Annotated in this window: 11 protein-coding genes; 1 reads left to right on the forward strand and 10 read right to left on the reverse strand. The window is 44.7% G+C overall.

All coding sequences use genetic code 11. The features are described from left to right. Positions 1 to 50: 50 nt before the first annotated feature. Positions 51 to 1,397: an alkaline phosphatase family protein gene (locus tag KO501_RS13325; protein WP_216030164.1), complete on the reverse strand. Its 1,347-nt coding sequence runs from the start codon at positions 1,395 to 1,397 to the stop codon at positions 51 to 53. Positions 1,398 to 1,714: 317 nt separating this feature from the next. Here KO501_RS13325 and KO501_RS13330 point away from each other — a divergent pair, with 317 nt between their 5' ends. Further along, positions 1,715 to 4,231 (forward strand): hypothetical protein, encoded by a 2,517-nt coding sequence (locus KO501_RS13330; protein WP_216030165.1) that lies wholly within the window; start codon positions 1,715 to 1,717, stop codon positions 4,229 to 4,231. A 65-nt stretch (positions 4,232 to 4,296) separates the two neighbouring features. Here the strand turns inward: KO501_RS13330 and KO501_RS13335 are convergent, their stop codons facing one another. From KO501_RS13335 to xrt, 9 genes are all read right to left on the reverse strand, one after another. Then, a complete protein-coding gene (locus KO501_RS13335) occupies positions 4,297 to 5,166 on the reverse strand; it encodes a sulfotransferase (RefSeq protein WP_216030166.1) in 870 nt (289 codons plus the stop codon). A 151-nt stretch (positions 5,167 to 5,317) separates the two neighbouring features. Next, the gene (locus KO501_RS13340; protein ID WP_216030167.1) at positions 5,318 to 6,967 is read right to left on the reverse strand and encodes a hypothetical protein; all 1,650 of its coding nucleotides are present in this window, start codon (positions 6,965 to 6,967) and stop codon (positions 5,318 to 5,320) included. A gap of 8 nt (positions 6,968 to 6,975) precedes the next feature. Next, positions 6,976 to 7,740, reverse strand: a complete 765-nt coding sequence (locus KO501_RS13345) for a sulfotransferase family 2 domain-containing protein (protein WP_216030168.1) — start codon at positions 7,738 to 7,740, stop codon at positions 6,976 to 6,978. Next, a complete protein-coding gene (locus tag KO501_RS18580; protein ID WP_216030169.1) occupies positions 7,737 to 9,173 on the reverse strand; it encodes a lipopolysaccharide biosynthesis protein in 1,437 nt (478 codons plus the stop codon). The genes KO501_RS13345 and KO501_RS18580 overlap by 4 nt, the downstream gene beginning before the upstream one ends. A gap of 2 nt (positions 9,174 to 9,175) precedes the next feature. Beyond that, positions 9,176 to 10,123, reverse strand: a complete 948-nt coding sequence (locus KO501_RS13355) for a sulfotransferase (RefSeq protein WP_216030170.1) — start codon at positions 10,121 to 10,123, stop codon at positions 9,176 to 9,178. An 8-nt stretch (positions 10,124 to 10,131) separates the two neighbouring features. Next, a complete protein-coding gene (locus KO501_RS13360; RefSeq protein WP_216030171.1) occupies positions 10,132 to 11,061 on the reverse strand; it encodes a glycosyltransferase family A protein in 930 nt (309 codons plus the stop codon). A gap of 6 nt (positions 11,062 to 11,067) precedes the next feature. Further along, positions 11,068 to 12,417 carry an O-antigen ligase family protein gene (locus tag KO501_RS13365; protein WP_216030172.1) on the reverse strand — a complete coding sequence of 450 codons (1,350 nt, stop codon included), beginning with the start codon at positions 12,415 to 12,417 and terminating at the stop codon, positions 11,068 to 11,070. Further along, positions 12,414 to 13,505 (reverse strand): GNAT family N-acetyltransferase, encoded by a 1,092-nt coding sequence (locus tag KO501_RS18585; protein WP_216030173.1) that lies wholly within the window; start codon positions 13,503 to 13,505, stop codon positions 12,414 to 12,416. Before KO501_RS18585 ends, KO501_RS13365 begins: the two co-directional genes overlap by 4 nt. Beyond that, positions 13,502 to 14,932 (reverse strand): exosortase, encoded by a 1,431-nt coding sequence (xrt, locus tag KO501_RS13375; RefSeq protein ID WP_216030174.1) that lies wholly within the window; start codon positions 14,930 to 14,932, stop codon positions 13,502 to 13,504. The genes KO501_RS18585 and xrt overlap by 4 nt, the downstream gene beginning before the upstream one ends. Positions 14,933 to 14,937: the final 5 nt, after the last annotated feature.

The following is a 14,937-nucleotide window of genomic DNA, read 5'->3' on the forward strand; positions in this document are numbered from 1 at the left end:
AAGGCCCATAACGGGCCTTTTTTTAATACTGTGGCAGTAATTAGATACCATTAGGTTAGGCCACATTCGTTTAAAATAACCTGGGTGGTGTCTTCTAATGGTAATAAGGTTTCAGGCTTCTCAAAGGACTGAGTAGGCTTATAAACCCAGAACACCCCATGGGGATGATGCATGCCACTTTTTAAATTATCTGCTAGGTAAAACACATCACTAAATGCCATGTCTTTTCCCTGTACCTGGATGGTGGCGTTGTTTTTAACCGGTTGATAAATTCGACAACCGCCAAACACATCCTTTCCTTCCAATCGTAATGAGAACAAACCTTCACCGTCGTAGGTCACCGCTGCTAACGCGTCATAATTTGCTTTTGCTGCCGTTTCGGATTCACAGATAACATGAAATTGATGTGACATCACCGGACTGATTTTCTCTACCCCTGCCAAACCAAACTTTTCCGTCAGCACTGACATCTGGTGAGGTCGATAGAAGCGCTTTCCGCCTTCTTCGTCTTTTTCCGTATAGGGCTGTTGGCTTAACGCCGATGACAAAATGATGGTTGTATCGGGGTTGGCTAAATCAAACACCTTACCGATTAAAGCATCATGGTTTTTATACGCGTATAAAATGGCATCGCCGTACAGGTCTATTTCTTTTTGTGACGGCTTCATAGGGAAGCGTTCTGGCTCCATGTATCGCCAAAATTTGTGTTGAAAATGGGCCGTACTGTTAGAGAAAAAGGTCGCAAAACTGGGGGAATGTTTTTTATAAACATGAGCAAATACATCAAACTGCAACCAATCAAGGATGGTGGCTTTCTTCCACCTGTCATCGGCTTTCGTTACCTGTTTAAACACAATTTCAGTTAACCGTTTTAGGGTAGACATGCTAAGTCCATGCTTTAGCATAAACCCTAAAAAGGCCAAATTGTCCTTCACAGACAGACGATGATTACTATTGGTATGTTCCTGCACGTTCGCGCGGACAAAATGATAAAAAGGCTGCAACTCTTTGGGTGACGCCTCCACGTCGATACTCCAGGGGTCGGGCAAAACTAATAAATTCTTGTCGCTGTTATCCCAGCGCACGTTCATACTGCCACACAGCCAGGAGCCTTTGCCATGCTTTGAAAGAGTATCCCAAATGCTGTCATGCTGGAGGTTTTGTGCTTGTCCTAAACGAAATACCTTATGTTTTTCGAAAGGCAGCCCGGTATGCAAGGTAACCCATTGGATCCATGGTTCTAGATACTCCACATCACAGCGGGCGTCAGTAGTATAGGCTTTTGAACTACCGTAGAGTTTGGCAAAATTGGGGAGATGCCCTTGTGCTATAAACTTCTCTAAAAGCGGCGGGCACAACTCGTTAAATTCAAGTAAAATGACGTTCTGATTTTCCATAATGCTATCTCTAAATACGTTCCTGGTTATCGCGCACCTATTTACCACTGCGGCGACGAGCGAACATCTCGCTATGTCACTATATTACTCATGACTTTGTATAGAGTTCCAGCAATATTTACACTTCTGACATGAATATTGATTATTAAAGCAACAATTAATGTAAAGAAGTTTTCATGTTGCAATTGTATAGATAGTGTCAATTCAACAACTTGTCATATTTAATGAAGACATCCTAACAGTAGGTATATCCCCAAATACGCTATTAAAAAGTCATTTACGATAACGTCCTTGTATTGTCCTAAGAGGAGGTTGTCATGAAAACCTGTCATCTATTTCCCGTCATTTCATTGCTGTTCTTATTCACCTCTTTCTCCGTGCTGGCAGCAGAGTCTTGCAATGTTGAAGATTTATCCGCTGTACCGAACGGTAAAGAACTTGAGCCCTTATTAGAAGGGGTACCTGGAGCGAATGTAAGCAGCGACTGCGTGCAATTCATCAATGTGCCTGCTGACACCTTCGTGGCTCCTTATCGTCGTGAAACTCTGCGTATTAACGACACAACTGACACCACATCAGTGATACCGGTAACCGAAGGCATGACAGTGGCTATCCAAGGTCAAGTGTTAGCAGAAGCCGGTGGATCTCAAATCCTACGATTCGAATTACATTCCTATGACCAAAACAGTGCTGAACAAACCGTTTATTATCGCTGGCGGGTGCTAACAGAAAACCCTTTAGGTAATGCCTCTTGCCCATCAATACACGCCAACGAACAGTTAAATGTCCCTTATGCCGTTGAAATGGAAAATACCGAGGCCACGGCGTCAATTTGTCTATCAGCCTCACAGGACGGTTACCTCGTTTTTAATGAGTCGGGGATCGAAATTTCCATTAATGGGGCAAACAAAGAAAGTCCTCCTATGTTTGTACAAGCCGGTGACACACTAACCTTGTGGCAAGTAGAGGACAAAAACTCACGCACTTTTGCTTACAATGGTGGGTTTGAAAGCAACGACGGCACATTAACGAATATCGAATGGATAACGGTGAATGATATAAACATCTCGAGCCACTCAGGCGCGGATGACTCCCCTATTCAGGATCCAGAACCGGAAGTTTTCCCTCTCACCGCAGATCCTGACCTGTTCTCATCATGCCGAGAGGTCGCACTCTATATCAGAGAAAATGGCAAACGTTCTCAACGAGGCACCATGCTCGCTACCAGCCTAGAACTGCCTCCCGGTGAAGCTGCCACCTCAGAATGCATCGAATTGGCCGAACTCGAAGCCCCGGTCAGTGTGAGTAACAGAGCCAATGCTTGGTTTGCCGTTAATGGCGGTGAGTTTGAGCAAGGTGAGGTTGAACTGACCAATGGCGATCGTCTTGTTCTTGGTTTTGTTGCATCCTCCGAATACGGTGTGTCTCAAACTCAGCGTCTGAATATGGTGCCCACCGCTCAGGCGACCAATCAGGACACCTTTTATATTAAATGGGACGTGCAAACCGCCAATACGGCCAGAGCGCCCATCCAGTGGCATGTTGAGCCGGGTACACAGTACGAGCAAATCGAAGATATAGCAGAACAGTTAGTAGCCGGTGACGTGGTTAACGTCATCGGCGACAATGTTTATGAACCCTTTATTTTAGAAGGGATCAGCGGCACTCGCGCCCTCCCCATACGTATTGTCGGTAAATCGGTTAACGGTAAGCGTCCTATTTTTTCAGGCAGTCATAGCCGCTGGCCCTGGACTATCGGGGTACGCAGTTCACATAGTTTTCATTTTGAAAATATTGAGATCACCGGCGCCGATACCATTTGTTTTCGTCATGAGGCCGACGATATAACGCTAAAGAATGTGTATCTCCATGATTGTATCGTTCATGGTATTTTGGGTACCGATGCCTTATCCGGCAGTTTGACCATTACCGAATCAGAAATTACCTCTGCCGGAGGAAAACATGAAGATAGACCGTGGGGGCACGCTATTTATGTGGCTACCGACCAATTCCGCTTTCCCCACAGTGTGTTGACCATTTCCCATAGCTTTTTGCACAACAATAAGGGCAATACCATTAAGTCACGGGCAGAAAGGCTTGCCTTGTATTACAACTGGATAGAAGTTAATGATCTTGAACAGGCTAAATTTGCCGTAGAACTCATTGGCCCAGTTGTCGATACCCGCCACCCAATTGAACAAGATGTCACCGGCAACCTTTTCTGGTTGGATAAAGATTTCTACGCTATTCGTGCTGGTAGTGATGGCACGGGGGGGTCGAAAGGCATTGTCCGCTTTACCAACAATACGATCATTCACGCCAGCGAAACGGACGCCTATTCGTTTATGCGGCTAGATCATGAAATGACCGCTGTCGGGCTGCAGAACAACCTGTTCGTTAAGAAAAACCCCCAAGCGACCTATACCTTAATTAGAGACAATGTTACCGAAGAACGTTGGACATACGGCGAAGCAACAATCTACATTAACAATAATGTACTGCCGCTAGCGCCCTATATTAATTCAACAAATATTGAGACTCGAAGGGCCCTTATCGAAGACTATTTACCCCATGATAGGTATTTCGACAATCTGGCTGACAATACCATTGACCCGGTGACTGTGGACTACAGCGACAAACGTATTACTGCTGACACAACCCACGCTGTATTTCAGCTCGGCACTGCCGCTGAAGCCTTTAATGGTGAAATACAATTTGATAATCCCCTTCGCTATTTGGATGTGTCTTATAAAGCACCGAATAACCGCCCTGAGGAGCAGGCGCCCATTCTTAAAGTGCATAAAGATTGTGATGCCACTATCGGCGCTTTCTAAAACCTTATAAGGCTATCTTGCAGACAGAAAAAAAGCTGCCTTTGGCAGCTTTTTCTTTTCCTCAATTATATGCTGTAGCCAAGTCCTGGCAAAGCGGTAAGATCCTCAGCGTCATAGTTAACTAAATCATCCTTTGTGTACTTACGCTTACATTTGGTGGCATGGGGTAAACGCAACACCTTAGCGCGAGTCTCGGCGCAAACATCCACATTCAAAAACGCGATAACCCGCGCCATTGTTTCTGCCGGCGATGCACACAAATCTTCAAATTTGATCACCAAAAATTGATGGCTTGGTAGCTGTCGGCCTAGTTCTAAAACCTGCTGATTAGCCTGCACCCAATATTTTAACGACACACGCGGCGTGCAGGTTTGGACTGAGACCTTTTCATCAAGCACATACTCAGACCAGTTTATACACTGTTGTTGATTTTCGCTTAAGGACATATCTATGCCATTGCGAATGGTATGAATGTATTTTAACTCTGGATAGGCAGCTAAGAAATGAGATAACAGTAACCAAGAATTGGGCTCTTTAAGCCCCCATCGCGCTTGCTCACCTTGTTTGCGTCGACGATTATTCACGACCTTTAGAAAATTCTTATACGCAAATCGACGTCCTAGGCCATCAACGGTCTCTTCCCTTCGCATCCAGTCAAATAAGATTACGCCAAGTACCCGCAGATCGTTCATGGTCAACGAAACGTCGGTGCCCGATAAATGGGCGAAAGTACTGATCACCGGGGCTATCTTTTCTGGATCATCAATATGCTTTAATAGCCAATCTCTACGCTTAAAGAGTAAGGTAAAAAGCAAATTATCACTGGCATGATTAAGGGTGTGCCCCATATCAAACCCCATAAGTATTGAGGCTTCAGAGATAATACGGGTGCCACTACCGCCCACACCGCCCACGATAACTGGTTGGTTATTCATACTAGAAATAGCCTTTTTGGTGGTAGCCTGCGCAAGCAAAACATACATGCTTGGCCAAGATGAAACCAACCACATTGCCGTAATGCGACTCGACGGATGTGACGGCTTCTCGTTTATACCACTAGACTACTTCCATTCGAATAAAAAGTAATCAGTTATTCTTCATAATATAGCTTTGTTCCGTGGGACGATGAGTAAAAGGCACATTTAGCTGAAAATTCTTAACACTATTTTTTGTTGCCAATTGCTCTAACCATTGATGGTCACTCAAGTCTACCGAGACAAAATCGATAATGTCATTGTTGAGAATAACATCAGAGAAATAGGCTTCGGATAAATCCGCATTGCCCTTATCGTGATAATAAGGGGTGGCCACCTTGCCCACTTTATTCCCTTCGAAACGAACCCGCGGCTTGCCAAACGTCCATTGCTCTGGGGTTAACATATCCCGAATAAGGATCGGCGACGCATTCGCGATTAAAAAGACACTATCGACAACATCCAAAGATCCTAAACCGTGATAAATTCGAAATATGGTGCCGGAAAAATCTTTCGAAAAAACAAAAAGGTTTCCTTTAAAACTGACAGGCCCGCGATTACGCCCGGTCCCATCGCCCCCAACCCGAATGCTATGCTGATTGCCAATATGGACCAGTACATTGTTTTCTACATAGCCGTATAAGGGTTCACTGTCATCGTAAGCGTCGTATCCTATTAATTCGATGAGGTATCGAGACTGCTCATCGGTGGATGTTTCTAGCCAGTTGTCATGAATACGGGTGGTTTTAGCACGGGATTTTATCGCGTTGCCCCGATTACCGTGTACGAAACTGTTTTCCAGTGTAAAAACGCTATCAGGAAAGCGATCACGATCCGTGGCGATATATAATGCATGCCCCCATGCTCGCCCTTTAACCTTGCCCCCTGAAGACACCACTTCACTGTTTTTAATGGTGAGTGAGCCTGAATTTTGGTCTGTTCCCAAAACGCCGTGGTGGCAATTTCTTATCAGCACGTCGCTAATAACCGTATAGGCCGCTTCGTGACGGACACACACATCACCGTTTTCCACGATAAGGTTTTCTATATGCCAAAAATAAGAGCCTGAAAGCCCCACGACCCAATCTCGTCGGCCGCCCCCCTTACCAATTAAACGTGGGCGATCTTGGGGGTTTTTAGCATCGCTTTTAAGGGTGATAGGCGCAGCCTTTGTACCCGAAATATTTTTTGCAATAAAGCCCTGATAGCTAGCACCGGCCTCGAGCAAAATCGTATCGCCAGGGTGTAAGAGGGGGAGAACATCTTCAACTTCCCGGTATGGCGAATTAGGCCCAACCTTGTAGATTTTATCGCTTGGTGGCGCCGACGTATAAATACGCCAAATCATCAGATACTTCATACGCTTCAACTGCACCGCAGCGGCATCTTCCAATAAATTAACAATGACTCTTTGGCCTTTGCGCTGCTTAGACGGTGCCACCGCCCGTAACCTTAGGCTGTCGCCCTCTTTTATTTTCTGACCGTCAGCCACGACAAAAGGCTGTTCATTTATTGATACCTCCACGCCCTTACTCTCCAAAGTAAGGTAAGTATCAATACCGGTGAAAATAAGGCAAGAAGACACTAGCGCTTCATTAGGTTGCACCCCAACAACACTGGGAAAAGTCACCTGTTTGCGCTTGCCGTTACCCCGCACTGAAATATCTTTTTCCGCGCAACTATCAGCGGAACTGGTTTCTCCATAGCTGAAGGAGGAGAAGCTAACAGTTAACACCAGTAATAAGCAGAAAAAAGTATTCATAAGCGAAATTAGCGCCCCCGTAGTTTTAGTTTGATAGTACGAATTGGTTCTTTACGATGATCTAAAAATTGATATTTTGTTGTTAATGCCGAAGCAGAGCACAGCAGCTTATACTTTATCACTGAACTAGCAGGCACTGTTCCCCACCCCTCGGGCAAGGCATAACCCTGTTGCTGCATAAACGGGCCAAAGTTTTTCACCGCCGCCGCTTTCATTTTGTCATTTGTGTAATAAGCTTCAAATGTATCTTTCTTCACCCGCGTTTTGTTGCCAATTGGCAACGGTCTGACCGGCTCTGCGCCTACCGCCTTTAACATACTGGCAAAATCATCCTGTAGATTTTCAAAACGCATAACAAAATCGTAGGAAAACCCCGGAATGAAGTAAAAATTCATGTAAGTGTAATTTAAGTATTTCCAAAAATAGTCTTCGAATGAATAGCCAGCCTTATTCACATCCATAAAGGCTTCAACCTGAGATTTATGGCTCCAGCCACCATTTTCTTCCCAATTTTTTGGATCTGAATAATCATGGTGATCCGCGGTGTACTTGTAATACTGCGCCAACGTTTTATCAAGGGGGTTTCTAATGCCAATGACCTTCTTATACTCACGCTGTTGCGGTGTGGCAATTTTAAGAAACTTCTCGAATGAGTCGTGTTTAGACAATATGTGCTTTCCACCATAATTTTCGACTAACTCGTCGGCAATGACGGTACAGGCAGTTTGCTTATTCTGGATAAAAACAAATTTAAATTTATCACAAACGATCATTTCGCTTTCCTTCTAACTAACGCACCTAGTTCGTGAATAAACTCCACATTCACAAAATATAAAATCGTTAGATATATAATGGCTCCTGTGAGAACCTGTGCAATAAGAATACCAACTGAAAATAGCGCACTTCCCGATAACAGGGTGCCTAACCAGAACACCCCAGCAAACATAGCAACACCGGCAACAACCGGCGCGGTTATGTTCTTCCACTTATCTTTCAAAGATAAACCAATAATATTACATGCCCTAGCAGTGGTAATGATGTAAGCGAAGCTGTAACCAACCAGCCAGGCAATAGCCATTTTCTCGGGCGTAGTGCCAATAAAATAAAAACAGGGGATAAGAATAATCAGTGTGATGAACATATTAGAAATCATCACATTGAGGTTACCCGATGATTTAAGCAATGGCGAAAACATTTCAAAGCCTGAACGAAACGGCATAGAGAGACAGTACAGTAGGATCACCGTGCCAGCCGGCTGCCATTTGTCGCCGAAAACCAACGGTACGGCATTGGTAGCGCAAGCCGCAATTCCCCAAAACACAGGAATAAACAAAAGATAAGCCATTCGTTGTGATTTTTGGAAATAACGACATTGACGGGCGGGATCATTTTGAATTCTGGCATAAGCAGGAAACGCCACTTGTCGAATCAAAGGCAACACTTTTGAGGCGGGGATCATGGCCACCACAATCGCAAATTGATATATCCCCACTTCATAGTTGGACATAACGATACCCGCAATCGCAATATCGATATTGGCCGTAAGGTGAGCCAATATCCCAAAAAAAGAGGCTTTTTTTGCAAATTCTACCATCTCTTTAATGGATGATGTGATGCGACTGGGCCAGTACCAGGTTCTTTCAGCGATAAGATAACCCACTTGTTTAAGTGAACTGGCAACGAGGTTTCCTACCACAATCGACCAGAATCCAAAGTCCAGATAAGCCATTGAGACGGTGGTTAACGAGCCTACTGACTCACTGAACGCATCAATCATCGACAACTGCTTAAAGTTCATATTCCGATTTAATTGAGTTTGCTGCATGATCCCAAATAACACGATCAAAAAGTTAAATGAGGTAACTTGCAACACAGCCTCTATGGCGGGGTTGTCGTAGAAGGATGCGATCAAGGGCGCAGTTAATTGCATGACAGCAAAAAACAATAGGTGCGCTATGATCATAAATGAGAAGAACTGAGATTGTTTTTCGTCGGTTAAATTAGGCTCGCGAATAAGCGAAGAAGTAATACCGCCGGTACTGACAGACCACAATAACGCCGAGAAAAAAGAACCAAGGGCAATAATGGTGTAATCTTCAGGAAAAAGTAGTCTAAGGGTAAATATCGTCGTTATCCAGCGGATAGACTGTCCAATAATCTTACCAATCGCGACCCACTTTAATGAGTAAATGACCTCATCGCGCACAACTATATCCCCGGCTTATTTTTAAACAGCTTACGTACAAATTCTTCGACCTTTTTAACCGGCAAAATAGCTTTCCACCAAAATGTTCGGTACGCATCAAAGAACAAATGACGATAAAACACTTCGGATTTTTTGATATCACTGATGTGCTCTTTAAGCACAGCAGATAATGCATCACAGTACTGGTTATACTGCTCTACTAGGGTACCTGGCAGGTCGGCATTCTTTAATGCTTGATTAAATACCGATTCACTTAACGTGCCCAGCGGAGTCTGACTGACTTGCCGGTTATTTTGTTTTCGTAATCGCGTGTCTATAAAGTCGGATTTCGAATCGGATTCTACGTGTAAACCAATATGGGTGACGATTGTGTTGATTTGCCCTTGCGGGGACGACATCAAATCATCGAAAGAAACCACAATGCGATTATCGGCCGCGGTATTAACAAGGCTAGATAACGTATAATTTAACCAGAGCATTAAGGATTTGTCAGTAGAGAATTGATCTCGCTTAGCCAAAGAGCCCGCAACTTCTGCAGGGTGACGCATCATGACAATATAAGTAGGCTCTACGTCTACTTCAGCCAATACCTTCTGCCAAAAAGGCAAAAGTAATGAGGTTCTGGGATCTTTCATGCCCCAGATAGCGTGCTTGCCATACTCCTGTTTGATTAACGAAACAGCACTGGGCAACCACTTATCTAATTTTTCCCATTCGCATTTTTTATGGGCTGAGGCCAAAGGGTCATCCCAAGACCAATTTAATTCGTCAAACAGACGTTCGTTAAACCTGACAAGGGCGGAATTTTCAAAAAAACCTTTGTCATTTACACCTTTTTGCGGACCATACAAATCATCGCCCATAAAGACGCCCCGCTCTGCCAGTGCCCCTGACACCGCAGATGTACCACTTCGGTGCATGCCAATAATAATAAGAGCTTTTGTTTTCACTGCCATCCCTAAGAAATAATTGCTTTGCGTAGGCGCTTAAGCCTAACGAGTAGTGCCGGCGGTGTGCATGAGATCAATGCACCGATAAGTAACCAATCTAAACGCTGTTTGTCGGTTTGCCACGCAGCACGATAGCAACGGCCTGCGCTGCTTGTCTGGTTACGATAAAGGAAGTTATTGGCATAATGTAAATACACCTTTTGCAACCCCCTTTCCAGCAACCGAATTTCCTCTTCACTCATATCCGGTAATGCAGCTAGGGTTTGCATACAGTAGACATCGGCATCAAGCATTTTCTGATTGTCCAACGAATAGTTATCGCCGTGGATCACGTAAGTGGCCAGAGGCTTGTTCACTACCGCAAATTCACACAAACGCGAAACCCGCATCCACACAAAACGATCATCAACCCCTTGCAACTGCCGGTCTGCATTAAAGTAGCCGATTTGCTCAATGAGCGACTTTCGTAATACCACTGTACAACAGGTTATAAAGTTCTTTTCACTTAAAGCGGCGAAACACTGACCTTCATGGGTCGGCAGTATTTTTTGACTATGTCCTTGGGTATTAACCGCTTCAGTGCCCGTATAAACTAATCCGATAGCGGGATCATCAAAATGAGGCATCTGCTGTGCTAATTTATCTGGGTGCCAAATATCGTCCTGATCACAAAAGGCGATAAATGCCCCGCTAGCGGCTTTAATGCCCGTGTTTCTCGCCCCTGCCACACCGCCATTTTTCTGTGTAATAACGTGTAGACGGGGCTCATTTACAAATGCTTGAACATGGGCTTCGATGGGTTCAGGTGAACCATCATTCACCACAATCACTTCTATTTCCGTATAAGTTTGGGCAAACAACGCGGCTAGCGTTTTGCCCAGTGTTTTACCGCCATTATAAAACGGTACGATGACACTTACTTTCTGCTGAATACTCATCTATCGCTAAAGTCCAAGTAGAACGACAATTATTACGTACAATATTGGAAGGGAAATAAACGCCCCTAATGCACATTTAGAAAAACTAGGCCAAGAAATGGACGGTTCCAAATCAGGATGTAGTCGGCTTGCTCTGATATAACACGCAGCGCACATGGCTGCGAAAATATAGAAAAAGAGAATATAGGTACGGCTAATAAAAAACGCGGTGGTGCAAAACCCGATCATCGAAATGGTCAGGTACACGGCTACACTTTGCTCTTTTAAAAATAACGCCTTGTTAGTGGCACGCTGGGGATCTAACTTTCTGATACGAATAAGCATATAAAACATGATGACAATAAAGGTCATCCATAGCGTGTACCCCGCCGTGCCTAATTCTGCAAACGTCAATACATAGGAGTTATGCGCCGTTTTATTGTGATATTCGACAAACTGTTCTTTCCCTACACCAAACAAGGGGCGATATTTAAACATTTGCACCCCCTGATACCAAGCTTCCAAGCGCGAATTTGCACTTTCGTCATCGGTGGATATGGCGCGGAATTTTGTCATCACAAACAACGCCACAGGTGACGCCAACAATGACAAAACGATGGTTTTGGGCTTGCCATATCGAAGGTAGAAAAAAGCAATGAAAACAACAAATGTTCCCACCAACGACCCGCGACTGCCGGTCCAATAAATGCCCGCTAAAAATGCCACCACACAGGTCAGGTAAAGCAGCCTCATGATTTTGCTTGTCGCTTGGGTCATAAAGTACACAGCAATGGGCATATTCATGATCAAAAACATGCCCATGTCGTTGGGATCGTTAAAAATACCAATATAGCGGGCTTGCAGCGCATCCCCTCGGGGCATTGCCGCTTCGGCCCAACCTATGCCTAAGGGATTAGATATTTGTGACCACGCTTGCTGCACCATGATTAACGATGCGGCCATACTGACAAACATGATCCACTTTTGCCGCCCATGGGTTTGCAAAAACCCCACATACAACAAGAAGGGTAAAAAATTAGAGACGAAGGATTCCTGCATCACATAGGCGTTTGAGAAAAATCTGAATGCGCGAAATTCGGATAACACCACCACAAAAAACATGCCCAATAGCAAGGAGCACTGCACATTCCAGATTTTTGGCGCAAGGGATACAAGATAACTAACAAAGGCCAGAATAATGAAAATTCGCAGCAGCGGAAAATTGATTTCAAATAGTGGCCACTCGTGGGGACGCACAAATACCAATACGGTATAGATAAATAAGAAAAAGAACCCCATGGAACAGGTGGCTTTTAATTCATCTTGTGGCTGTGCATTATTGCCGTTTTTCACAGTCTTGATGGTTGGGTTATTCATTTCCAATTCCTGTAAAAACGTGCGATTAGTTTTTGAAGAAAAAGCACCGTCATTTCCCTGTATTTTCGCACTATTGAAGGATAAACCGTTATTTTGAAAAGCGGTGCATGGTAAGGGGTTAATCGGGTTTTATAAGTATTACCCGGTTTACTCCCTAGAAAGTCATATTCGTCGAGTCCTTCACTCAACGCATACTGCGCCTGAACGAGATGCATGATACTACCCGGCGATACATTCGGTTTAAATTCCTCATTAATACCGTTTTGATAAAAATACATACTTTTATTATTGAGAAACCCGTAAAACACAGCGATAACTTCATCCCCCACCGCCAGCTGAGTGAGCGCAAGTTGCTTACTTTTCCACAAACGGGGAATGAGCTGCTGGTGAAACGCCATAAAATCCCTGTCATCAAAAATGGTCTGTGTTTGTCTTTTCCGCCATCGACGTGTATGCAGCTTTACCAACGAATGAAAAATCGCCATGGCTTCATGTAATTCAGTGGGGCGCGTCACCGTGGCGTTTTCTTGCTTTAAAAATGTATTGTAGTAGCGCGTGGCTTTTTTTCTTAATTTAGACTTGGCTAACGGCGGGTTTTGCAATGGGATAAAATAGCGGCGCATGGGGCTTGTCGCTATTAGGCGCTGGGCAGGAATGCGCTTTTCCAGCCAGCCCTTTAGCACGGAATCGGCACGTACATTGGGGAACACCAAGGTTTCTTTAACATTCATGATCACCGGCATTAGCGCAGCGTACCCAGTATCGGCGTAGTCAGAGTCTAGCAGTACATCTAGGTATTCACTGCAAACTTCACTTTTTTCCGGCTCCCCCGTCCCCATAAAATACAGGTGACGAGGTTTACCCACGGGGCGATACAAGGGCAATAAGGCAACCAGCGTATCCCCATCCCAGGCACAAAATACCGACAACGACTGGATATGATGGGCAAACGTGTCACACCAAGTAAGTAACCATGAGCTACTTAAAAATACCTGACTGTTATGCGCTCGATTGCTTAACTCATCCCAATGACCTTGCAGCCGCCCCAGTTCAGCATAGGACGTTATGCGAGAAATGCGCACCTTCACCACGCTCGTGCAGTTTCATTCCAAGACACTTTTTCCGCGTCACAGTTTCCATTACACCGTATATGCACCCAATCTAAGCCCGACGAGCGAGTATTGGCAAACGCCTTTTGCAATCGCAGTTTCTTCATGCCAACCACGCTAGGGGTGGTTTGGCCATCAATAAAGAAGCGCCAGGCGAAAAGATGCTGCTGTCCTTTATGCACGGTAACGACGGTATTCCAGCCTTCATCAGTAGAACGACTAAGCATTCGCCAAGATTCGGGAAAGTAACGTATCTGGTACTGAGTAGGTTTGCCATCAAGATCCGAACCGTCAAAAACCACTTTAGCTTTATCTATTTTAAGGCCATTTTTTTGCACGGTTGTTACACATTTATAGGCAGGATAAGGCAGTAGAGGTACGGCTTCACCGAGGCTATCAAATGTGCCACATTGCGCTTCAGGCGGTTGGGGTGAGGAAAACACTGATAACATCATGGCAGAGGAAGAAAGCAGCACCAATGCAGACGCAGCAATCACTGCTTTACCATTGACCGATAACGTGGTGGCCATGGTGGGAGCAGCATCTTCCATAGGGTCTGACGGCTCTTTTTTAGCCAGTTTTTCGCCGTACCAAAATAAAATAAACACAAAGGGCGCATAAATATACCAGCCGAAATTATTATGGTCGCGCATGAGATCACTTTGCATATCCGAAAAATGACCAATCAAGACTAATGCCACAATACGAATCCAGTTGGTGATTAACGCTCCTGCAATAGCGAGTAGCATAAACTTCACAATGGCAGAGCGACGTCGTAAATTAAGAAAGACGAAAAGGGTTCCGATTGCCAGCGACACCAAGAAATACCGTAATCCACTGCACCCTCCCGCAATAATGAAAGTCCCAGCGGGGATCATTACAGAGGTATTTTCCACGTATGTGGGAATACCGGTTAGGGACATGATATTCATGACCGAAAACACAGAGAAATGTTGCAGCGCGGTTTGTAATGTGCCCCATAACGGATACATAAACAGTAAAAAGGCAACGGTATAAGCTAACCCCCACGAGAAGCGAAATACCATCCAGTAGATATTGGCAAGTAAGGCCAGAGACAATACCCAAACGAGTAGACTGATTTGCGACGCCACGGCGACGAAATACAAAAAGCATAAGCCCACTCCACAGACAACGGCTGGTATATACACGCGGCTTCGAGGAGTTAACTGGCCTGTTTTCGCCAGTACGTAAATGAGGTAGATAAAAATAAACGGTATCAAATACGCATGAGAATAGGTGCCATCATCGAAACCATGACGCCATAACGTCACCATTACCGGGTAGTTAACAAGTGCCCATGCTGCAGCAAGCAGCACGGGCAACCAGAATAATCTACGCGCGGGGTGAGTACTAAAAAACGATAAAAAACCGTCTTTACTTTTCATTATCT

The sequence above is a fragment of the Alteromonas sp. C1M14 genome (assembly GCF_018860965.1).
Lineage (GTDB): Bacteria > Pseudomonadota > Gammaproteobacteria > Enterobacterales > Alteromonadaceae > Alteromonas.

What these genes read in the sequence shown, in the direction of transcription:
- xrt (WP_216030174.1), bottom strand. Translation starts at nt 14,932, where the DNA reads ATGAAAAGTAAAGACGGTTTTTTATCGTTTTTTAGTACTCACCCCGCG.
- KO501_RS13360 (WP_216030171.1), bottom strand. Translation starts at nt 11,061, where the DNA reads ATGAGTATTCAGCAGAAAGTAAGTGTCATCGTACCGTTTTATAATGGC.
- KO501_RS13335 (WP_216030166.1), bottom strand. Translation starts at nt 5,166, where the DNA reads ATGAATAACCAACCAGTTATCGTGGGCGGTGTGGGCGGTAGTGGCACC.
- KO501_RS13365 (WP_216030172.1), bottom strand. Translation starts at nt 12,417, where the DNA reads ATGAATAACCCAACCATCAAGACTGTGAAAAACGGCAATAATGCACAG.
- KO501_RS13330 (WP_216030165.1), top strand. Translation starts at nt 1,715, where the DNA reads ATGAAAACCTGTCATCTATTTCCCGTCATTTCATTGCTGTTCTTATTC.
- KO501_RS13340 (WP_216030167.1), bottom strand. Translation starts at nt 6,967, where the DNA reads ATGAATACTTTTTTCTGCTTATTACTGGTGTTAACTGTTAGCTTCTCC.
- KO501_RS13325 (WP_216030164.1), bottom strand. Translation starts at nt 1,397, where the DNA reads ATGGAAAATCAGAACGTCATTTTACTTGAATTTAACGAGTTGTGCCCG.
- KO501_RS13345 (WP_216030168.1), bottom strand. Translation starts at nt 7,740, where the DNA reads ATGATCGTTTGTGATAAATTTAAATTTGTTTTTATCCAGAATAAGCAA.